Below are 21,967 nucleotides of genomic sequence, written 5' to 3'. Positions count from 1 at the left end.
CCGCTAACTTCATAAGAGCAAGCTCTTAATCCATTCGCTCGACTTGCATGTATTAGGCACGCCGCCAGCGTTCATCCTGAGCCAGGATCAAACTCTCCAATAAAGTTAGTTTGTCTAGCATCTAAAAATAAAAATTGACGTTTCACGTTGTTTGTTTCGTTCAGTTTTCAAAGAACTAAAAGCGGGTGAAGAGAATCGAACTCTCGACCAGAGCTTGGAAGGCTCTTGTTTTACCACTAAACTACACCCGCGTGGTCGGGAAGACAGGATTTGAACCTGCGACCCCCTGGTCCCAAACCAGGTGCTCTACCAAGCTGAGCCACTTCCCGTAATTGGCGCGCCCGAGAGGAGTCGAACCCCTAACCTCTTGATCCGTAGTCAAACGCTCTATCCAATTGAGCTACGGGCGCTTATTCATGATGTTTTTTCGTCGTTGTATTTTGGCGACTCAATTATCTTATCATACTTCTTTTTCAAATGCAAGTACTTTTTAAAAGATTTTTTGATGCGGCCGAGAGGACTTGAACCTCCACGGGGTTTCCCCCACTAGGCCCTCAACCTAGCGCGTCTGCCGTTCCGCCACGACCGCGCGGAAAAAACAAAAGTGAGCCATGAAGGACTCGAACCTTCGACCCTCTGATTAAAAGTCAGATGCTCTACCAACTGAGCTAATGGCTCGTAAATGGCTGGGCTAGCTGGATTCGAACCAGCGCATGACGGAGTCAAAGTCCGTTGCCTTACCGCTTGGCTATAGCCCATCGAAATACTTATCTTCTTTTCAAAGACAAAAGTTATTATACCATAATGACCAATAAAAAACAACTGCCAATTAGCAGAAGTTAAAATGGCGGTCCCGACCGGGGTCGAACCGGCGATCTCCTGCGTGACAGGCAGGCATGTTAACCACTACACCACGGGACCATTTAATCTTTACATTAATATCATTTTACTTTTCATTATAATATTATGGTGGAGGATGACGGGATCGAACCGCCGACCCCCTGCTTGTAAGGCAGGTGCTCTCCCAGCTGAGCTAATCCTCCGAAGTGGTGACCCGTACGGGATTCGAACCCGTGTTACCGCCGTGAAAGGGCGGTGTCTTAACCACTTGACCAACGGGCCAATATGAATGGCAGAGAAGAAGGGATTCGAACCCTCGCACCGCGTTCGCGATCTACTCCCTTAGCAGGGGAGCCCCTTGAGCCACTTGGGTACTTCTCTGTATGGCTCCGCAGGTAGGACTCGAACCTACGACCGATCGGTTAACAGCCGATAGCTCTACCACTGAGCTACTGCGGAATAATAAAGACAATTTGTATCTTATAAAATTTCTCATCGTAAGTCAAGAAGTTTTTTCACAACATCTTGTACAAACGTGACATGTTTATAATATACTGGATTGCGTTTTCACTGTCAAGATGTTTTCTTTATCAAGATTAGTTTCCCTTTACACTTTCCGCAGACATATCTTTTTGTATTTATTTGACGCCTCCTTACATATTGAAGCGAGCATTCCATACATTCATACATATAAACCTTTTTTTCCTTCTCTTCATTCATCATTCGTTTACAAAAGCGCGGTGCACCAACTGCCTTTAACAGTTCACGAAAATCCTTATCCCGGTGCTTATACCCTCTCCCTGTAATATGTAAGTGATAATGACAAAGTTCATGTTTAACGATCCCAACTAATTCTTCTTTCCCATACATTTCGTAATATCGATAATTCAGTTCAATATTGTGCGTATTCAATAGATAACGTCCACCAGTTGTACGCAACCTACTATTAAACATTGCCTTATGCAAAAACGGCATTCCGAAGTATTGTAGCGATACTTCTTCCACTAGCCCTTGTATTTCTTGCTCATCCATTCCCATTCCTCCTAAACAAAAAAATATTTTTACACTTTTCTCCTCTCTTATACATATATTAAATAGTACATATACCCATCCTCATTCAAGAAGCGTGGTTTCTAAAAACATAGCAAAAATAGAAATCCACTCACCAACCTCTCATCAATAGTACCTTACATTTTTGAGAGTAGGATTAAACAAGGAGGGATTCCTATGCCTACGTGGCTAAAAAAACAAATGCAACGCGCATATTTTGAAAAAAACCGGTATCAAATTAAATTACTAAATGAATGCTGGTTTTATTATAGCAAAATACATCAAAGCTCCTAATCCATTACACGTTTTACCACATAAAAAAAGAGCAGTTTCATCTGCTCTCTTCTCTTACTATTCAATCGGCAACATAGATAATGCAACGCGACCTTTTTTCGTATCAATATCATCTACCCATACTTTGACGATTTGTCCGACAGATACAATATCTAACGGATGCTTCACGTACTGTTTGCTTAGTTTAGAAATATGTACTAAACCATCTTGTTTTACACCTACATCAACAAAAGCACCAAAATCAACAACGTTACGAACTGTTCCTTCCAGTTCCATACCACGTTTTAAATCTTCTAATTTCAAAATCCCTTTTTTCAGAAGCGGTTTAGGCAACTCATCCCTCATGTCTCGCTCCGGACTAATGAGTGCATCTATAATATCAACTAACGTCGGCTCCCCAACTCCTGTTTCTTGCGACAACTTAGAAATCTCCACTTCTTCTAAACTCTTTTGTAATTGTGGTTGCCCTACGTCATCTTTTGATAATCCTAGACTCTTCAATAACAATTCAACATTTTTATATTGTTCTGGATGAATACCTGTACGGTCTAACGGATTTACCCCTTCTAATATACGTAAGAAACCTATACATTGTTCATATGTCTTCGCACCTAGACGTGGTATTTTCTTTAAGTCTGTTCGTTTTGTAAATTTCCCTTCTTCTTCACGCTTTGCTACAATATTTTTCGCGACAGTTTTTGATAAACCCGAAACATATTGTAACAACGCAACTGAAGCTGTATTTACATTCACACCGACTTGGTTAACTGCCGTCTCTACTACAAACGTTAATGATTCATTTAATCTTTTTTGAGATACATCATGTTGATATTGTCCAACCCCAACTGATTTAGGATCAATCTTTACAAGTTCAGCAAGTGGATCTTGCAGACGTCTTCCAATAGAAACCGCACTTCTTTCTTCAACCTGTAAATCCGGGAATTCCTCACGTGCTAAATCAGAAGCCGAATACACACTCGCACCCGCTTCGTTCACAATAATATAGAAGACTTCTCGTTTCACATTTTGTAATACATCAACTATAAATTCTTCCGATTCTCTAGAAGCTGTACCATTCCCAATCGCAATCATTTCAACTTGATATTTATCAATAATAGAAAGAACTTTCGCTTTTGCATCTTCATATTTACGCACTGGTGGATGCGGATAAATAACATCAATATATAGAACTTTCCCCGTATCGTCTACAATAGCTAATTTACATCCCGTTCTATATGCAGGGTCTACAGCTAACACAACCTTCCCTTTCATTGGAGGTTGTAATAACAAATTACGTAAGTTCTCAGAGAAAATATGTATCGCTTGTTCCTCAGCTGTTTCTGTTAATTCTTTTCGAATCTCTCTTTCAATAGAAGCTTGAATTAATCGTTTATAACCATCCTCAATTGCTAACTTTACATACTGTGCACTTTTTGAATCGTTATCACGAATTACTTTCTTATATAAGAAAGCTACTATCTCATCTACTGGTGGAACAACAGAAACTCTCAATATATCTTCTTTCTCACCGCGATTCATCGCTAACACACGATGCGGCACGACTTTCTGCAAAGGTTCTTCATAACTGTAATACATTTCATATATATTCTTTTCATCTTTCTCTTCATCTTTTACGGACGAAGACATAACACCTTTTCTAAAAGTAACATTCCGAATCCAACTACGATACGCCGCTTCATCTGAAACGATCTCTGCAATAATGTCTTGGGCACCTTGTAATGCTTCTTCTGCAGACTGCACTTCTTTCTCTGCATTCATAAACTCCATTGCCTTCTGATTTGGATCTTCTTTCTTATATAACAATAACCATTCAGCTAATGGTTCTAATCCTTTTTCTTTTGCAATCGTTGCTTTCGTTCTTCTTTTCTCTTTATATGGACGATATAAATCTTCTACTTCTTGCAACTTTGTAGCTTTCACAATTTGCTGACGTAACTCCCCTGTCAGTTTGCCCTTCTCATCAATAAGACGAAGAACCTCTTCTTTCCTATCTTCAAGTTGCATCATATATTGCCATCTCTCTAAAATTGTACGAATTTGCACTTCATCTAAAGAGCCTGTCCATTCTTTTCGGTAACGAGCAATAAATGGAACTGTGTTACCTTCTTCTGTTAATTGAATAACATGACGAACTTGCTTTTCGGTAAAGCCTAATTCCTTCACTAACATTTTCATTAACGCTTGTCGATTATCTACCATTTCCATATACAACCGCAACCTCCTCTATAATAAAAAAAGTTGCCCTGCAAAGAGAGCAACTTAAACTGCCGATTTAAAAATCTATTAGTCCTAAACTAATTTGTAGCGCTTCATCTACACGAATCATCATCACTTCATCTAAGTGAGTGATTTTGTCCGTTAAGCGCTGCTTATCGATTGTTCGAATCTGCTCAAGTAAAATAACAGAATCTCTCTCAAAACCGTACTTTTTCGCATCAATTTCCACATGAGTGGGTAATTTCGCTTTTTGAATCTGTGCAGTAATAGCCGCTACAATCACCGTTGGACTAAAACGATTTCCGATGTCATTTTGAATGACAAGAACCGGACGAACGCCTCCTTGCTCAGAACCAACAACTGGGGAAAGGTCTGCAAAATACACGTCGCCGCGTTTTACAATCAAAATATTACCCCCCGCTAACTAAGCGTTCTACTGTATGAGCTGCTTCATACTCTGCTAAGAAAGCTTCAGATGCAATACCAAGATTAATTTTTCCCATTTCAATGTACCCACGTCGCATTGATTCATGTTGGTAGCGTTTCTTCGTCTTATGTTGACGCAATAACAGTTGTGTTGCCTGGCAAATTAGTTCATGGCGATTCTTATTCTCTTGTTTTCCAATTCCGTCCAATTCCGTTACCATTTGCTTTGGCAACCGAACCACGATTTCAGTAGTTACACTTGATTCGGACACAAAAATACACCTCCACCGTCAACTACACACCCAAATATATATATGACACCTATTGTAATAATACCATTGTATGGAGCCTGTTGCAAAGACTTCCTTATTCCTTGCTTATGTTTTCCAATTCACAAACAAAACATTCATATTCTTTTATTTTTTATCTCATTACAAACAAGAAACGGAATGGTTTCTTCGCAAAATTCACTTTAAATCATGTTAAAAGTACTTATAAGTAAAAAGCTTCTCGTCAAAAAATGAACTTATTCTTAACCAATGAACAGCCCTCTCAAATGACAAGAAGCAAATCATACTACCTTCTATATGTCGTTCAAATAATTGATTACTTCTACAACCTTGCCATGCCGTATAAATATTCTCGGAACCCGGAAGCTTATCGTTGCAATAATTTCATAATTAATAGTCCCGGAATATTCAGCAACCTCGGTAGCACTAATATATTCATCACCTTGTCTTCCAATGAGTGTAACTCTCGTACCAAGCGGCACTTCACAAGGAAGGTGTATCATGAATTGATCCATTGTTACTCGACCTACAATCGGTACCCTTTTACCATTTACAAGCACTTCAAATCCTTGTAATCTTCTAAGCCACCCATCTGCATATCCAATTGCAACAGTTGCAATCCATTCTTCCGTTTTCGTTCGATAAGTGACGTTATAACTGATTCCATCCCCTTTAATCACCTGTTTAATATGAGCAACTTTCGTATGCAGTGATAGCGCTGGTTCTAATTTAAACGGTAAAAAAGGGCGTATTTCTACAGATGGGGATAACCCATACATCGCAATACCAATTCGTACTGCATTAAATGTGATTCCTTGAAAACGTAGCGTTGCAGCACTATTAGCTGTATGGACAAATTTAGGATCTACTCCGAATTCTTTCAACCAACTTAACTGCTGCAAAAATGTGTTATATTGCTTATCAAAGTAAGAAGTCTCCACCTCATCTGCTGTTGCGAAATGTGTATACACTCCTTCTAATTCTAAGAATGGTGCACCTTCTAAACTCTTTAAAAACTCTTTTAATTCTTTGCGCTCGCGTATTCCAATTCTCCCCATACCACTATCAAAATTAATATGGTATTTCATTGTAGACCAACCATCCCAAAGTTTGATTGCCTCATCCACCCATTCTTTTTGAAAAACAGTTAACGCTACATCATTTTCAGCAGCTACATTGACATCACGAGGCGGGGAAGGACCTAACACTAAAATTGGCGCAGTAATACCAGCCCTCCGAAGCACTAAAGCTTCGTCTAAAAAGGCAACCGCTAATCTTGTCGCGCCTGCTTCTAATGCCGTTTTAGCTACTGGTACATAATCGTGTCCATATGCATTAGCTTTGACTACAGCAAAAATCTCTACATCACTTGGAATGAAATTTTTAATGTGTGTAAGATTGTTATAAATTGCATCTAAATCCACTTCCACCCAAGTGTCACGGTAAAATGGTGCTTCTTCCATAAATACACTTCCTTATACACGATATGCGAAGCTTATTCTTTTATATGCTTCTTTTATGAAATCCGCCCTTCAAACTAAGAAAAGACGTGGTGCACATATATCACCACGTCTAAGAAGTTTACTTCACTTGCTTCTCTGTAACTGAACGAGCAACCATTAATAGCTCCTTCGGCTCTAAACCTTTAGACACGAGCATATATTCTACTCCGTTATGCGACCACGTTAAAGAGTCTTTCGTCAATGCTCCAATCGTGAAGCCAAGATCAACCAATTCTCCGCTTACACTTATCGATGAAGAAGCCTCTGCAACTTTTGCCTTTTCTTGTATTAAAGTAAAGGATTTCTTACTTCCAGTGTATGTGAGTATCGCACGCTTGCCACTGTCTGTCTTCAACTCTTGTTCATCTTTCAAAACCATACCTTGCGGCGTATCACGCGGATACAAAATAGCAAACGGTTTGTCTTCTTTCGCTGTTGTTTGAACATCTACTTGCGCTCTAGACATATTTTGTTTCGTATCAAATGCACCTTTATCAAATTTCGCTTCAAATTTCACTTTAGAGAAATCTACTTTCACAAGAACATTTTGATCATTATCCATTAACTTCACCGAAACTGGCGTTAAATCACTTTTCTTCAATGTAATCTCTTGTCTTGGCAACATGTTTTGATGTTGATAGTTTGTTTTTGTTTTAAAAATATAATACTTATCTGTTTTCTCGAAAGTAAGGTTTTTCTTATCCTGCAAAATATCTCTCACAAGTGATTCATATAAATAAGCCTGACTACTATTTTGTGGCCAATCACTTTGGAAACGGAAACTCTTATTAAGCGCCGGTGTTAATACAAATACCCCTTCTTCATTTCTTAAAATAATTTGGCTTTGATCTTTTTTCGCATTTTGTAAATTCACACGATAAAAAGAAGGTTCCTTATGCCAAATCTCTACGTTATACTCCTGAGGCTCATTCCCTGTTTTAATAGATAATTTCGCTTCAGCTTGATAACTTTTCAACCCTTTTACTTTCGCCTCTAAATCTCTCACAACATCATCTTGTTTCTTTTCCATACAACCCGCCAACACAAAAACGGTTAATAAACCGACAAGAACTAAAAACAGACGCCTTTTCATCACTTCAGCCCCTTTGCCCCTTATAAATGAATGGAAGATGTACCTTCCTTATCGCTACCTCAAATATATGAGACAAAGATATAAAATATGCAGACTAGCGTGACGAGCTTTCTAAAACAACTTGAGCAACAGCAAACTCCTTACTATGGCTAATTGATAAATGAACAATATGCTCTGTACCTGTAACAAGAATCGGCTTACCTCTCTCATCATTTTTCACTTCAATATCTAAAAAACTCACTTCTTTCCCAATGCCAGTTCCTATCGCTTTTGAATACGCCTCTTTCGCTGCAAATCTTCCAGCCACAAACTCTATAAGGCGACTTCCCTTCAGCTCCTTAGCAACATTACGTTCACTTTCAGTTAAAATACGTTCCATAAATTTAAGCTTTCCATCTAGCATTTTTTCAATTCGGTTCAATTCAATAATATCGATTCCAATCCCTACAATCATTTCAAAATCCCCTTCTTCTATTTAGCTTTCTTTTTTCATATTGTAAGAATAACAGAGAATCTTTCTGATGCAAAAGGAGTGATACTCACAACATGCTAATACCATCTACCCGCATTTCCTTACAACCAATCGTCATCGCTTTACTTTTTATACAATTAGTCATGATTATGTTAGGCGACTTTTTTCTCTTTCCTATGGCAGCCTATAATGAATATATCGCTAAAGGTGAATGGTGGCGTCTCATAACTTCTCTGCTTGTACATGTAGACTTACAACATTTCCTTTCTAATAGTATTTGTTTATTCGTGTTTGGCTCTTCTATTGAAAAACAACTAGGGCACTTTTCTTTCATCATTATTTTTTTCCTTTCTGGCATTCTTGGAAATATTTCTTCTTATCTTATTATGCCTCTTGAATATATTCATGCCGGGGCATCTGGTGGTATTTTTGGATTGCTAGGGGCACAATTATTTCTATTATATAGTCGATATCGTTCTTTCAATCCAAGAGACATTGCTATTTTTTCAATTATGATATGTATATTACTCCTATTCACTTTCTTCAATCCCTCCGCTAACCCCATAAGCCATTTAACAGGATTGATCATTGGCGGTATTTGCACCCCTTTTTTAATAAAGTGAAACTTTAATCAACCCACAAATAGCGGGATAAAAAAACTCGATGGTGCAGAGCTTATTTAATATAAAAGCTTGCACCATCGACAATTTCTACATCTGTTTGTTTACTTAAATCTCTCATTAGTTGAAATAAAGACTCATCCTTCTTCTTCGCCTCAATCATACAATCAATTTGCGAAACACTTCCCTTTATCTTTTTTAAAAAAGATAAAAAAGTATCTACATCAATAAAGTCCGCATGTGCTCTCGGGTCTTTTCCCTCTCTAGGACTAGAAATGTGCATTTTCACTGGTAACAAAGACGATTCCCACGTATGTACAACACGAGCCCAATCTTCATGCCAATCTTCTCGTTCATTATTCATCATATGGTGATGCAAATCAAACACGACTGGAATATCTAACTTCTCACCCAAATACAATGTTTCTTCTAAAGAAAAGGTCGTATCATCATTTTCTAATATGACCATCTCTTGAATACCTCTTGGGACATTCGACCAATTTTCTATAAAACGTTCTAATGCAAGTTCCTTATCGTTATAACCTCCACCCACATGCAATACACACCTCTGTTTATGTTCAATCCCCATACCTTTTAATAATTTTTTATGCATCTGCAATGTCTTTACGGATTGTTTAAAAATACTCTCTTCAGGTGAATTCAGTACAACAAAATGATCTGGATGGAAATCAATTCGCATGTTCATACGAATTGCGTATTCACCTAGCACTTTTAAATTTTCTTTCAACGGACGAATGTAGTTCCACTCTAGCAACTCCTCATGATTCGCTAAAGGAACAAGCTTGGAACTAAGCCGAAAGAAAGATATATCATGCCCTTTATTATGCTTTAACAACCGTAAACAATTTTCTAAATTCGAATTAGCAATTCTTTCGAGTTTACGAATTGCAGCCTCCCGATCATCAATTCGTTGAAACTGCGCATATGTCATCGTTTGAGATGGAGATGCATTCTTTAAATGTACACTCATCGCAACATACCCAAGTCTTACAAGCATGTAGCACCTCTTTTCTACACAAGTTATTATGTAGTATGTACAATTACAGAAATAAAAAAAGAGAATACCCGCAAAGGGCATTCTCTTTTTTATTAAGCTTGTGGACGGCTATGATGTTTTCTTTCGCCACGTCCATTTGAAGATCCAGGGCGACCTTGACCTTCACCTTTACGACCACGGCTACCACCATCACGATTACGATCACGGTTACGGCCATCGCCACCACCGCGTCCATCACGATTGCGATCACGGTTACGACCATCGCCACCGCCGCGTCCGTCACGACTACGATTACGGTTACCATCACGGTATCCGCCTCCGTTACCGCCGCGTTTTTTAGAACCGCCACCTCTTGAAACAACTGGTGGTTCTGATGTTAAAGCGATTGGAGTTGTATCTGGCTCTTTTGTCATCATTTTTAAAGCAGCAGCTACTACTGTTACAGAATCATTCTCTTCTAACATTTCTTCTGCAATACGCTTGTAGTATGATAAGTTCTCATTTTGGATTGTGCTTTGAAGCTTTTCAGCGATTAAACGTTGTTGACCTTCTAATGCCTCGTCAAGTGTCGGTGCTTCCATACGGTCAACTTTACGTTTTGTTGTGCGCTCGATATTTTTTAATTGTCCTGATTCACGTGGTGTTACAAATAACATTGCAATACCTTTTTTACCCGCACGGCCAGTACGACCGATACGGTGAACGTATGATTCTGGATCTTGTGGGATATCGAAGTTGTATACGTGTGTTACACCTGAAATATCAAGACCACGTGCAGCAACGTCTGTTGCAACAAGAACTTCAATAGCACCTTCTTTAAATTTACGTAATACAGACATACGTTTCGCCTGTGTTAAGTCACCATGAATACCTTCTGCTGCATAACCACGTAAGTTTAATGCTTCTGATAATTCATCAACACGACGCTTTGTACGACCGAATACGATTGCAAGCTCTGGAGATTGAATATCTAGCAAGCGTGTTAACACGTCAAACTTTTTCTTTTCTTGCACTTCTAAATAGAACTGCTGAATGTTTGGCATTGTTACTTCTTTTGCTTTTACTTTAATGTGTTGAGGCTCAGTCATGAAACGCTCAGCAATACGACGGATTGGATCTGGCATTGTCGCTGAGAATAATAATGTTTGATGTGTTTCTGGCACATCTGTTAAAATCGCTTCAATATCTTCAATGAAGCCCATGTTTAACATTTCATCTGCTTCGTCAAGAACAACAGTCTCTACGTTTTGTAAGCGAAGTGTTTTACGGTTAATATGATCTAAAATACGACCCGGCGTACCAACAATAATGTGTGGGTGTTTTTTTAGAGCACGAATTTGGCGGTTAATATCTTGACCACCATAAATTGGTAGAATACGAACGCGCTTATGTTTACCAATTTTGTATAACTCTTCTCCAACTTGAATTGCTAATTCACGCGTTGGCGCGATAACAATACCTTGAACTGCTTCTTTATTTGTATCCACTTTATCTAATAGTGGTAATCCGAATGCTGCCGTTTTCCCTGTACCTGTTTGTGCTTGTCCAATAATATCTTTACCTTGCAATGCATGTGGAATTGTTTCAGCTTGAATTGGCGTAGCCTCTTCAAAGCCCATACTTTCAACAGATTGCAGTAAAGACTCACTTAATCCTAATTCTCGAAATGTTGTCAATGTTACTTCTCCTTTTCTATCCTATACTTATCATTTAAAAAAAGGCGTTTTCCGAATTTGCGGAAAAGCCCTTTTCCTGAATGCTCACGTATATAAACGGGCGTATATTCTTCGCGAAAATACTTCTAAACGTTATTACACTTTATCAATTATAAGTTTTGTATGTGTAAAAAGCAAACCCAACTGTTACCTTATTTTCATATTCAGAGTTTTTTTCTTCACTTTTATTTTTTTATGTGTACTGTAAGCGCTTATTATAAGTTTCTTCTATTTTCGTGGCTATCATCCCTATTTATATACACCAATTATTTCAACATCGTAATTACTTCTTCTAATTTCATACCGCGAGATGCTTTTACTAATACAACATCTTTCGCATCGACTACTGCTTGCAACTCTTTCACTAACTCTTCTTTATTATCATACGCCTTTACACGTTCATTAGGGAAATTAATTTTCGCTCCTTCAGCAATTTGAGCCCCTAATTTACCATATGTGAACACATATGAGATTTTTGCTGGATCGATTAATTTACCTACTTCATAATGAAACTGCACTTCTTGATCTCCAAGCTCTAACATATCACCGAGCACAACAATTTTTTTAGCAAATCCATCTAAACCATTCATTAGGTGAAATGCTGCTTCCATAGCTGTCGGACTTGCATTATAAGCATCATTGATAATTGTTAATCCACTATTTGTTTTTACAATTTCCATACGCATGCCTGTCATTTGAAGTGTTACTAAACCTTCTTTCATCTCTTCCCACGTTACCCCAAAATGTTTCGCAATTGCCATAGAAGCAAGCGTATTATATACATTGTGTTTTCCTAATACAGGTAGATAGAATGAAATATTTTCTTCTCTATTCATTTTAAAGTGTGTCCCAGTTGCTTGTAATGTTACAGTCGTTGGATAGTAATCGTTTGCTCGAGCATCACCAAACGTAACGGTTTCAGCTATTAAATTCATTTCAGGAACACGATTTGTTAATAATGGCTCATCCCCGTTATATACGAACACTCCACCTTCTTGTAATCCTGTCACAATTTCTAATTTCGCTTCAGCAATTGCCTCACGAGAGCCTAAGTCCATTAAGTGTGCCTCACCAATGTTCGTAATGATAGCTGCATTTGGACGAGCTAACTTAGATAAGAATTCAATTTCGCCTCGGCTTGACATACCCATTTCTAATACAGCTACTTCTGTATTTTCTTCTAAGTTTAAAATAGTAAGAGGTAACCCGATATGGTTATTGAAGTTTCCTTCTGTTTTTTGAACTTTGAATTTAGTCGCAAGAAGACTTGTTACAATATCTTTTGTAGATGTTTTACCGTTACTACCTGTCACACCAATAACTTTAACATCCAATTGATCGCGATAGTTTTTCGCTAACATTTGTAATGCCGATAGCGTGTCTTCTACAAAAATAACTGGAAGATTCTGAGGTGGATTCGCTACATCTTTCATCCATAATGTCGCCACAGCCCCATTTTCAACAGCTTTATCTACAAAAGCATGTCCATCGAAACGTTCACCTTGAATCGGAACATATAGGTTTCCTGTTTCGATTTTTCTCGTATCAATAGACACTCCTTGTATAGTAATTCCCTCATATTTCTCTGCTAATCCCGTACCATTGACCATCTGTTCCACTTGTTTTAACTTTCGATTTATCATAAAAACACTCCTTACATAGAGGAAGCACTATTCCTGCGAATAGTGCCTCCTCCTTTTTTGTTAGATTGTATATTTAATTTTTTGTTTTTCTTCGTGACGCTCGATTGCTAAACGAATTAGCTCTTCAATTAATTCCGGATACGGTAATCCAGTATGTTGCCATAGTAGAGGGAACATACTAAACGGCGTAAATCCTGGCATTGTATTTACTTCGTTAATATATACTTCTCCATCTTTCGTTAAGAAGAAATCAGCTCTTGTTAAGCCAGCACCATCTAACGATTGGAATGCAATAATCGCATCTCGCTTAATAGCATTAGACTCTTCTTCTGTCATTTCAGCTGGAATAATTAACGCTGTATCGCCATCGATATATTTCGACTTATAATCATAGAAGTCTTTTTTCGGTACGATTTCACCTACAACTGAACATTTCGGTTCATCATTACCTAATACACCAACTTCTACTTCACGTCCAACGATATTTTCTTCTACAATAATTTTACGGTCAAATTGGAATGCCTCTTCAAATGCACTCTCAAGCTCTTCACGATTTTTACACTTATTAATACCAACACTTGAACCAAGGTTTGCTGGTTTTACGAAGCAAGGATATCCTAATACTTCTTCTACTTTTTCATATGCTGTTTCACGATCTTTTTCCCATGCGCTACGAATGAATGATGCATATTTTGCTTGTTTCAATCCAGCTTCTGCAAAGATGTTTTTCATAACAACTTTATCCATACCAGCAGCAGATGCTAGAACACCGTTTCCTACATAAGGAATGTTCATCAATTCTAATAATCCTTGAACCGTTCCATCTTCACCATTTGGTCCATGTAGTAATGGGAAAATAACGTCGATAGCATTTTCCTCAGAAGCTGCAGATGGAATGATTTCTGTACTTAATGATAACGGAGAAATTGCATTTTCTGCACCGCTCATTTTTAGAACTTCAACATCTGTTACTTCACCTGCAATACGCTCACCGCGCACCCATTGACCTTGTTCTGTAATATAAATTGGATGAATCTCGAATTTATCTTGATTTAATGCTTTAATAGCAGCAAGAGCCGTTTGTAGCGAAACTTGATGCTCAGCTGATTTTCCACCATATAATAAACCTAATTTAATTTTTGTCACTGAAATCACCCTAACCAATTGTTTTCATTTTTCTATTTTAGCACTTTTTATAAAAATAGGTAGTTCCTATTTGAAATAAAATGTAACTTCCACAAATAATTAAATGACACCACTTATTGGTTTTCTATACTTTTTCTATATAACTTTCTTCACAATTCCACGAATTTAAATTCTAAAATAAAATTGCACCCCAATCTAGTTATGTAACTAAAATATGTAGAAATCCCTTTTTTGTGTATGTCATCTACTCATTAAGAAGATTGTTTGGTTAGTGTGCCTTTTTGCCTTTGTTCAACGAGACGATCTAAAGAAACATATACAATACCTGCAACTACACATCCTACAGCTAAAATTGTAAATAAAAAGTGGCCAAGTAATCGATCTAATAAAAAACCTCCAAGAAGTGGACCGAATGCACTTCCTGTAATCCATTGCAAACTTGCAGCTCCCATATAAGTCCCTCTCAAATGCTCAGGGGCCAAATTCGCTACAAACGTCATCTGTACAGGCGACATAATCATCTCACCTAACGTATATATGGCATACACAAGCATTAGTGTTATTAAAATAACTGTAACATTTGCATCAAATGCCCCAAACCACTTCGGTAACCATCCTATAAAAAATAATCCAATTCCAAACAAACATGCACCATATAACATTGTCTTTCCGACAGGTTTATCTGTAGCCCATTTTGAAATTTGAAATTGGAACAACACAACTAATAGTCCGTTTAGCGCCATTAAATATGGGTATGGATTGTTAGTTCCAAAAATATCCTTCATTTCATTATCAAAGTGCAGTGGCAACATGCCCTCTGTTTGAGAAAATCCCATTGAAATAATGATACCTGCTAATAAATAAATCATTAGTGCCTTATCTCGCAATACAATTTTCCACACTGCTCCCGATTCCTTTTCTTTCTCCTCTTCTTTATTCATACTCTTTGGCATCGTCTCTTGAATAAGGATGAATACAAGTAATGCATAAAATAACATCGTAGACGAGGCAATAATAAAAACGAGGTTCTTCGACAACATAACTACCGAAGCGCCCATTATGGGGCCAATTGCAGCACCTATATTGTGCCCCATTCGCAACAAACCATATGCTTCTGTTCTTTTTTCTGGCGCTGTTACATCCGCAACCATCGCTGATGCAGCTGGATGAAATAACGAATTACTTAACCCTAAAAAAACAGATAAAATCGCATAAGGAATAAATCCTTCTATAAATAAAAAACCGAGCATTAATACCGCATTACTCGTCATCGAAAATATCATAATCGGCTTTCTTCCATATATATCAGCAATTCTTCCCCCTATAATTGATCCAAAGCTTGCAGCAATTGGAGAAAGCGCCATAATAACTCCAACCTGTAATAATGAATCTACCTTATCTTTTAAATATAATGCAAAAAAAGGCATCAACATCATCATTGCAATTCCATTTAACGTCTCACCAATAAACCGAATCCATACGTTACGGTCCATCTCCCTTAACTCACGCCATGTATTTTTCATCATTCCACCCCTTTTGTTCGCCACCAATTATCTTACAATACATTCAGAAGAATGTAAATTTTCAAAATAAAAAAATCCATCCTAACAGAATTAGGATGGATTTTTCTACTTATAAATTTGCTGCATCATCTTCGTCTTTACTATTATTTAAAGTACTATGTTTTTGGCTATATAAGAAGTAAACCGCAATACCGATAACCATCCATATACCAAAGCTAATCCAAGCCGTTCCGGATAATTGAAGCATATGGTAGGAATATGGATTCCAAATCCCTTCAATAAAGATTGAAAATAAGCGGACCAACCGTTTGCCACAGCAGAGGTAGCAAGTAAATACTCCAGCATTAAGTCCGATCCAATTAATAATGCAAATACTTTTCCCAGTCAATACTTTTGTCAAAATAAGTAGAAATTCTTATGAGTACGCACTATCTTTATCATTTTTTCTATATATCTTTCTATAACTTTTTTGGTATTATTATACATGTCGATTCCACAAAAGAGGCATGCTCCGTTATTGAGCATGCCTCTTTTTACTTATTTCACAGTATATGATCCCTCTTCAATCCAGCTATACATATATTTTTCATCTTCTGTTCCATGCGCTTGTTTTACAATGCGAAGCGGACGAAATGTATCTATCATAACAGCTAATTCAAGCGTTTCTTTCTTCCCTATACTTGCCTCTGTTTTCCCAGGGTGTGGCCCATGAGGAATACCGCTCGGATGAAGTGTAATAGAACCTTCTTCCACTCCCTTTCTGCTCATAAAATTACCTTCCACATAGTAAAGGACTTCATCACTATTTACATTACTATGATAATACGGAGCTGGAATAGATTCTGGATGATAATCATATAAACGTGGTACGAAAGAACAAATAACGAAATTGTGACCCTCGAACGTTTGATGTACTGGAGGTGGCTGATGAATACGACCTGTAATTGGTTCAAAGTCCTCTACATTAAAGACCCAAGGATATAAATAACCATCCCATCCAACTACATCTAACGGATGATGCCCTAAAACATGCTTGTGCATATAGCCCCTCGACTTTGTCATTACGACAAACTCACCTTTTTCATCATATGTCTCTAATTTTTCAGGACCACGAATATCTCTCTCACAAAAAGGGCTATGCTCTAACAATTGTCCGTATTCATTGCGATAGCGACGCGGCGTTGTAATTTGGCTATTTGCCTCTACAACAAGAAACTTAGTCTCTCCTTCATCTGGAATAACACGATAGATCGTTCCAATTGGAATCGTTACATAATCACCTTTTCTATAGTGAATCGTTCCAAACATCGTTTCGATTTCCCCTGTTCCATAATGAACAAACAACATTTCATCGCCATCACCATTACGGTAGAAATAATCCATTTTTTCTGTTGGAGTCACTACTCCGATTAATAAATCTTCATTTCCAAGGATGAAGTTTCTTCCACTTACTGCATCGCCAGTTTTTTTATTTTCTTTCGTGCGAAAATGCCGATGAGCAAGAGCTACATCTTCTTCATACTGCAACTGACAAGAATGAGATAATGCCGAATGCGATACTTCCGTTGGCATATAATGATGATACAAAATAGATTGCGTACCAGAAAAACCTTTCGTTCCCATTACCTGTTCACGATAAAGTGATCCATCTTTTTTACGGAATTGTACATGTCGTTTATGAGGTAGCTCCCCCATGTGACGATAAAACATGCTCATCACCTGCTTCCTTTTCTTTTTTGACCGTATTACGTAATGTACCTAAACCAGTAATCGTAAGTTCTACAACATCTCCATCTTGCAGCCACTCTTCTGTACCCAGTTCTAAAATACAACCTGTTCCTACTGTCCCAGAACCAATTACATCGCCTGGATATAACGTAACGTCTTCCGAAGCACGTTCAATCATTTCAGCAAATGTATAGTAAATATCTTGGAAGTTTCCCTTTGATAATAACTTTCCATTTACATGAGCCGTCATCTCTAAATCATAACGATCACCGTTACGATAAACATCTAGTTCCTCTTTTGTAACAAGGTGCGCTCCTAATGAAGTGGCAAAATCTTTTCCTTTCGCTGGACCAAGTCCTACCTTCATTTCTGTTGCTTGTAAATCCCTTGCACTCCAATCATTCATAATACAATAACCAAAAATGTACTCCTCTGCTTGCTCACGAGAGATATTTCTTCCTTCTTTCCCAATTACACAAGCAATCTCTAACTCATAATCAAGTTTTTTAGATTTCTTCGGACCAATTACAATATCATCCGGACCAATTACAGCACGATGGTTCGTAAAATAAAAAACCGGGATATCGTACCACTCAGGTACAACATCTAGCCCTCTTCGGCCGCGTGCCGTTTTTACATGCTGTTCAAACGCATAAAAATCCCGAATACTACTCGGGTTAGGGATTGCTGCTGTTAATTGCACTTCCTCTAAGGAATATATACCCTTTTCAGGCTTCTTACTATTACGCAATACCTCTACATACTCATCCGCTTTCTCTAAAAAGGCGAACATAGAAGAAGGTAATTTCCCATCACTAGCAAGATTCATATCAATTACTTTGTCACCTTCAAGCCATCCCGCTCGCATTTCTTTCGAAGGAAGACGAAATGTAACAAATTTCATCATGATTCCTCCCTATGAAAATGAAATTTCCACCAACAAAAGAATTCTTGCTGGTGGATATAAATTTTATAAATTTCCGCGACGCTCTTGTTCTCTTTCAATTGATTCGAATAATGCTTTAAAGTTCCCTTCTCCAAATCCACGTGAACCTTTGCGTTGAATGATTTCAATAAATAAAGTTGGACGATCTACAATTGGTTTCGTAAAGATTTGTAGTAAGTAGCCTTCATCATCGCGATCTACTAAAATCTTTAATTCTTTTAACTTATCAATTTCCTCATCAATTTTCCCAACTCGTGCACTTAACTCATCATAATAAGTATCTGGTGTATCTAAAAACTCCACACCATTTGCACGAAGCGCTTCCACTGTTTTAACAATGTCATTTGTTAGTAAAGCAAGATGCTGTACACCTGCTCCATTATAGAATTCTAGATATTCTTGAATCTGTGATTTTCTCTTTCCATCTGCCGGTTCGTTAATAGGGAACTTAATACGACTTCCATTTGTCATAACCTTCGACATTAACGCTGAATACTCTGTACTAATATCATCATCGTCAAAATGGATCATTTGTTTAAAGCCCATAACGTTCTCATAATAACTAACCCACTCTTCCATTTTTTCAACATTACCAACTACATGGTCCACAGCAATTAAACCTGATTCTTCAAATGGGATATTAAACTCGACCTTTTGGAATCCTGGCATAAATGTTCCTTTATAATTTTTACGCTCTACAAGCGTGTGAATTGTATCACCATACGTACCAATAACTGCTTTTTTCAATGTACCGTTCTCGTCTGTTAACTCTACAGGTGGAGCAATTGCGACGGCACCACGTTTCACCGCTTCCGAGTATGCTTTATCAACATCATCAACAAGTAATGCCACATCTTTCACGCCATCACCATGAGTCTTTACAAACTCTGCAATACGATTGTCGCTACTTAAAGCTCCAGACACAACAAAACGCATATTTTTTTGCACAAGAACATAAGATACCTTTTCACGGTTACCAGTTTCTAATCCAGAGTAAGCCACAATTTTGAATCCGAATGCTCTCGCAAGGTAATAACTTGATTGCTTTGCATTCCCTACGTAAAATTCCAAATGATCTACATCACGTACTGGAAAAAAGTCCTCCATTTGTGCAGCTAGCGTATCCATAGATTTTTGTTTCATAAAATCCTCATCCCCCTGTAAATAGATTAAATGGTTCATACTTAAAACCAACCGAAAACGCTTCCAACATCAATTAATAGAAATTAGTTAGCAAGCTAACAAATTACGACCTTTAAAATTTTCTATCTTTTCTGTCAAATTCCTCTTTTTTTCTTACATATAAAATTCGACTTTTTTCTCTTTGAAATAAAGCGAGATTTTATTCAGTGGATTTTTGTTTATTCGTTGAATCAAGTTTCAACCACAGCGTCTAATTAGCCATGAATGCTGGATAATGAGGTAACTTTAATAATTGAGGGTATATAAGAAGAAAATAAAAAAGACTCCAACATATTAACTACTTACTAATACGTTAGAGTCTTTATTTTTTTTGAATGATTGTATTTATATATCTCATACTAATACATTTGCAAGGAATAGAATAAATGATGTTAATACTACCGCTCCACCTAATGATCCTAATAAATCTGTTTTTGTTACTTGTAACACTTGTTCACTGTTCATATTCCTCATTCTCCTTTCATTTCGTATAATTTAAAACTTTTGTTATACTAATACACTTGATAGAAATACGATCAATGCTGTTAATACTACTGCTCCACTTGCTGATCCTACGAAGTCACCTTTTGTTACTTGTAATACTTGCTCTTTCATATCTTTCATTCTCCCTTCTTTTTCTTTTGTTACAAAGTTTCTATTATACTAATACGCTTGATAGAAATACGATTAATGCTGTTAATACTACTGCTCCACTTGCTGATCCTACGAAATCACCTTTTGTTACTTGTAATACTTGCTCTTTCATATCTTTCATTCTCCCTTCTTTTTCTTTTGTTACAAAGTTTCTATTATACTAATACGCTTGATAGAAATACGATTAATGCTGTTAATACTACTGCTCCACTTGCTGATCCTACGAAGTCACCTTTTGTTACTTGTAATACTTGCTCTTTCATATTATGTATCCTCCCTTTTCATAAGTTATCTATATGTAATTTCTAAGAAATGTTTATTTCATAGTTTTTATGTTATCGTTACATTAAATTTAATAACGTAACGTTTGTAACATTAATGTAACATAACTATTGATACGTTGCAATATAATTACGTAAATTTTATTACACTTTTTTTACGTTTTTTTATAAATCCCCTTAAAAACCTTTATTTAATGCGTTTTTCACTAAGTTCACGTTTGTAACATTTGTGTAATATTACGATCATATAACGAAACATACCCATACCTACCTCTACTTTTGTTACAAATTAAGATAAATCTTTCATTAATAAGATGGAATCTAACGAATTCTTACTGATAGTTCATGAAAGATAAAATACAATCTTTCCAAGATAAGTTTATATGTTTCCTCTATATAACTATGTATAATAAAAACAAAGAGGTGGTCATTTTGAAATTAATCGCATTAGATATGGATGGTACGCTACTATCATCTAATCTTGAAATCTCCAAAGAGAACTTACAAGCAATCCAAACTGCAAAAGAAGCTGGTCATATTGTCATGATTTGTTCTGGTCGTGCGAAAGAGGATGCTTTAAAACTGTTGGAAGAATATAAACTATCTCTTCCAGTTGGAGCAAGCAATGGGGCAATTGTTTATGTGGATGGAAAAGTAATTAACTCTCGTTGTATACAAAACGACAAAGTGTACAAACTTGCAAAATTACTAGAATCTGAAGGTGTTCCATATAAGCTATATACGAATAAAGGAGTTTATTCTCCATATACATGGCAAGATCAAGTCATGCAAGCGTTCGAAAAAAACAAGCATGCACTAGATGTTACACTTGAGGAACTTGAAAGAATTACAGAAAAACAAAAGAAATCAAACTTAATTACTGATTTCCAAAAAATCGAAGATGTTGTAAATAATCCTGAGTTAGAAATATCTAAATTCTTCATTTTGACATTTAATGCAGAGCATCGTGCACAGCTATTAAGTATGTTACAAGAAGACACTGATATTATGGTTACAGCATCTGCTCCTACTAATTTAGAAATTATGGATAAGAACGGACATAAAGGGAATGGACTGAAACAAATGGCAGCCCATTTTAATATACCAATTGAAGATACAATTGCCATCGGTGACAATTTTAACGATGTACCCATGTTACAAGTAGCTGGCTTATCAGTTGCAATGGGAAATGCTGAAGAAGATGTAAAAAAACTATGTGATGTTGTAACATTAACAAACAATGAACATGGTGTTGCTCATGCACTTGAGCAATTTGTATTGAAACAAACTTCATCTAGTAAATAAA

23 protein-coding genes, 11 tRNA genes, 1 rRNA gene and 1 pseudogene are annotated in these 21,967 nt (G+C 37.0%); 3 read left to right on the top strand and 33 right to left on the bottom strand.

Annotated features, from left to right (window positions below):
- The 13 genes from CO726_RS22245 to CO726_RS22185 form a co-directional block, all read right to left on the bottom strand.
- Positions 1-103 (bottom strand): 16S ribosomal RNA (locus tag CO726_RS22245); the annotation flags it as partial.
- Between the two features lie 77 nt (positions 104-180).
- Positions 181-251 (bottom strand) — tRNA-Gly (locus tag CO726_RS22240).
- A 1-nt stretch (position 252) separates the two neighbouring features.
- Positions 253-329, bottom strand: a tRNA-Pro gene (locus CO726_RS22235).
- A gap of 4 nt (positions 330-333) precedes the next feature.
- A tRNA-Arg gene (locus tag CO726_RS22230) sits at positions 334-410 on the bottom strand.
- A gap of 96 nt (positions 411-506) precedes the next feature.
- A tRNA-Leu gene (locus CO726_RS22225) sits at positions 507-589 on the bottom strand.
- Positions 590-605: 16 nt separating this feature from the next.
- A tRNA-Lys gene (locus tag CO726_RS22220) sits at positions 606-678 on the bottom strand.
- 5 nt (positions 679-683) lie between these two features.
- Positions 684-758 (bottom strand) — tRNA-Gln (locus tag CO726_RS22215).
- Positions 759-845: 87 nt separating this feature from the next.
- Positions 846-921, bottom strand: a tRNA-Asp gene (locus CO726_RS22210).
- A gap of 46 nt (positions 922-967) precedes the next feature.
- Positions 968-1,043: transfer RNA gene (locus CO726_RS22205), tRNA-Val, on the bottom strand.
- A gap of 4 nt (positions 1,044-1,047) precedes the next feature.
- Positions 1,048-1,122: transfer RNA gene (locus CO726_RS22200), tRNA-Glu, on the bottom strand.
- A gap of 8 nt (positions 1,123-1,130) precedes the next feature.
- Positions 1,131-1,221, bottom strand: a tRNA-Ser gene (locus tag CO726_RS22195).
- Between the two features lie 3 nt (positions 1,222-1,224).
- Positions 1,225-1,299 (bottom strand) — tRNA-Asn (locus CO726_RS22190).
- Between the two features lie 114 nt (positions 1,300-1,413).
- A complete protein-coding gene (locus CO726_RS22185; protein ID WP_099685708.1) occupies positions 1,414-1,872 on the bottom strand; it encodes a SprT family protein in 459 nt (152 codons plus the stop codon).
- Positions 1,873-2,067: 195 nt separating this feature from the next.
- Here CO726_RS22185 and cmpA point away from each other — a divergent pair, with 195 nt between their 5' ends.
- On the top strand, positions 2,068-2,184 hold the full coding sequence (gene cmpA / locus CO726_RS22180) for a cortex morphogenetic protein CmpA (RefSeq protein ID WP_001143642.1): 117 nt from the start codon (positions 2,068-2,070) through the stop codon (positions 2,182-2,184).
- A gap of 57 nt (positions 2,185-2,241) precedes the next feature.
- Here the strand turns inward: cmpA and CO726_RS22175 are convergent, their stop codons facing one another.
- The 6 genes from CO726_RS22175 to acpS all read right to left on the bottom strand — a co-directional run bounded on the left by CO726_RS22175 (position 2,242) and on the right by acpS (position 8,187).
- On the bottom strand, positions 2,242-4,410 hold the full coding sequence (locus CO726_RS22175) for a Tex family protein (protein ID WP_136699815.1): 2,169 nt from the start codon (positions 4,408-4,410) through the stop codon (positions 2,242-2,244).
- Positions 4,411-4,477: 67 nt separating this feature from the next.
- Positions 4,478-4,828 (bottom strand): type II toxin-antitoxin system endoribonuclease NdoA, encoded by a 351-nt coding sequence (gene ndoA, locus CO726_RS22170; protein WP_000635963.1) that lies wholly within the window; start codon positions 4,826-4,828, stop codon positions 4,478-4,480.
- A gap of 4 nt (positions 4,829-4,832) precedes the next feature.
- Complete coding sequence (locus CO726_RS22165; protein ID WP_000004570.1) at positions 4,833-5,120, bottom strand: antitoxin EndoAI; 288 nt, start codon at positions 5,118-5,120, stop codon at positions 4,833-4,835.
- 311 nt (positions 5,121-5,431) lie between these two features.
- The gene (gene alr, locus CO726_RS22160) at positions 5,432-6,601 is read right to left on the bottom strand and encodes an alanine racemase (RefSeq protein ID WP_098758668.1); all 1,170 of its coding nucleotides are present in this window, start codon (positions 6,599-6,601) and stop codon (positions 5,432-5,434) included.
- A 118-nt stretch (positions 6,602-6,719) separates the two neighbouring features.
- Positions 6,720-7,670 carry a LolA family protein gene (locus CO726_RS22155; protein ID WP_136699817.1) on the bottom strand — a complete coding sequence of 317 codons (951 nt, stop codon included), beginning with the start codon at positions 7,668-7,670 and terminating at the stop codon, positions 6,720-6,722.
- A 157-nt stretch (positions 7,671-7,827) separates the two neighbouring features.
- Positions 7,828-8,187 carry a holo-ACP synthase gene (acpS, locus tag CO726_RS22150; RefSeq protein ID WP_099685706.1) on the bottom strand — a complete coding sequence of 120 codons (360 nt, stop codon included), beginning with the start codon at positions 8,185-8,187 and terminating at the stop codon, positions 7,828-7,830.
- Positions 8,188-8,279: 92 nt separating this feature from the next.
- Here acpS and CO726_RS22145 point away from each other — a divergent pair, with 92 nt between their 5' ends.
- On the top strand, positions 8,280-8,828 hold the full coding sequence (locus CO726_RS22145; RefSeq protein WP_099685705.1) for a rhomboid family intramembrane serine protease: 549 nt from the start codon (positions 8,280-8,282) through the stop codon (positions 8,826-8,828).
- A 52-nt stretch (positions 8,829-8,880) separates the two neighbouring features.
- Here CO726_RS22145 and uvsE read toward each other — a convergent pair whose 3' ends face one another.
- The 14 genes and pseudogenes from uvsE to CO726_RS22075 form a co-directional block, all read right to left on the bottom strand.
- A complete protein-coding gene (gene uvsE, locus CO726_RS22140; RefSeq protein WP_099685704.1) occupies positions 8,881-9,843 on the bottom strand; it encodes a UV DNA damage repair endonuclease UvsE in 963 nt (320 codons plus the stop codon).
- A gap of 92 nt (positions 9,844-9,935) precedes the next feature.
- On the bottom strand, positions 9,936-11,519 hold the full coding sequence (cshA, locus tag CO726_RS22135; protein ID WP_000206603.1) for a degradosome RNA helicase CshA: 1,584 nt from the start codon (positions 11,517-11,519) through the stop codon (positions 9,936-9,938).
- A gap of 305 nt (positions 11,520-11,824) precedes the next feature.
- A complete protein-coding gene (murF, locus tag CO726_RS22130; RefSeq protein WP_099685703.1) occupies positions 11,825-13,201 on the bottom strand; it encodes a UDP-N-acetylmuramoyl-tripeptide--D-alanyl-D-alanine ligase in 1,377 nt (458 codons plus the stop codon).
- A gap of 60 nt (positions 13,202-13,261) precedes the next feature.
- A complete protein-coding gene (locus CO726_RS22125; protein ID WP_099685702.1) occupies positions 13,262-14,347 on the bottom strand; it encodes a D-alanine--D-alanine ligase in 1,086 nt (361 codons plus the stop codon).
- A 251-nt stretch (positions 14,348-14,598) separates the two neighbouring features.
- Positions 14,599-15,870 (bottom strand): MDR family MFS transporter, encoded by a 1,272-nt coding sequence (locus CO726_RS22120; protein ID WP_099685701.1) that lies wholly within the window; start codon positions 15,868-15,870, stop codon positions 14,599-14,601.
- Positions 15,871-15,979: 109 nt separating this feature from the next.
- Entirely contained in the window at positions 15,980-16,117 is a 138-nt protein-coding gene (locus CO726_RS22115; RefSeq protein ID WP_281259849.1) for an amino acid permease C-terminal domain-containing protein, read from the bottom strand.
- Positions 16,102-16,254, bottom strand: a pseudogene (locus tag CO726_RS32855) (amino acid permease); the annotation flags it as partial. The pseudogene CO726_RS32855 and the gene CO726_RS22115, both read right to left, overlap by 16 nt.
- 153 nt (positions 16,255-16,407) lie before the next feature.
- On the bottom strand, positions 16,408-17,580 hold the full coding sequence (locus CO726_RS22105; RefSeq protein ID WP_099685700.1) for a homogentisate 1,2-dioxygenase: 1,173 nt from the start codon (positions 17,578-17,580) through the stop codon (positions 16,408-16,410).
- Positions 17,546-18,502: a fumarylacetoacetate hydrolase family protein gene (locus CO726_RS22100; protein WP_099685699.1), complete on the bottom strand. Its 957-nt coding sequence runs from the start codon at positions 18,500-18,502 to the stop codon at positions 17,546-17,548. The genes CO726_RS22105 and CO726_RS22100 overlap by 35 nt, the downstream gene beginning before the upstream one ends.
- A gap of 66 nt (positions 18,503-18,568) precedes the next feature.
- Entirely contained in the window at positions 18,569-19,687 is a 1,119-nt protein-coding gene (gene hppD, locus CO726_RS22095) for a 4-hydroxyphenylpyruvate dioxygenase (RefSeq protein ID WP_099685698.1), read from the bottom strand.
- 393 nt (positions 19,688-20,080) lie between these two features.
- Entirely contained in the window at positions 20,081-20,191 is a 111-nt protein-coding gene (locus CO726_RS22090) for a DUF3948 family protein (RefSeq protein WP_001083700.1), read from the bottom strand.
- A 42-nt stretch (positions 20,192-20,233) separates the two neighbouring features.
- Complete coding sequence (locus tag CO726_RS22085; protein ID WP_000664237.1) at positions 20,234-20,341, bottom strand: DUF3948 family protein; 108 nt, start codon at positions 20,339-20,341, stop codon at positions 20,234-20,236.
- 43 nt (positions 20,342-20,384) lie between these two features.
- On the bottom strand, positions 20,385-20,501 hold the full coding sequence (locus CO726_RS22080; RefSeq protein WP_000654250.1) for a DUF3948 family protein: 117 nt from the start codon (positions 20,499-20,501) through the stop codon (positions 20,385-20,387).
- 34 nt (positions 20,502-20,535) lie between these two features.
- Positions 20,536-20,643, bottom strand: a complete 108-nt coding sequence (locus tag CO726_RS22075) for a DUF3948 family protein (RefSeq protein WP_000664237.1) — start codon at positions 20,641-20,643, stop codon at positions 20,536-20,538.
- Positions 20,644-21,093: 450 nt separating this feature from the next.
- On the opposite strand from CO726_RS22075, the gene CO726_RS22070 reads away from it, so the two are divergent.
- A complete protein-coding gene (locus tag CO726_RS22070; RefSeq protein WP_099685697.1) occupies positions 21,094-21,966 on the top strand; it encodes a Cof-type HAD-IIB family hydrolase in 873 nt (290 codons plus the stop codon).
- Position 21,967: the final 1 nt, after the last annotated feature.

This window comes from Bacillus fungorum (assembly GCF_002746455.1).
Classification (GTDB): domain Bacteria; phylum Bacillota; class Bacilli; order Bacillales; family Bacillaceae_G; genus Bacillus_A; species Bacillus_A fungorum.
This window is presented reverse-complemented; position numbering and strand designations above follow the sequence as displayed.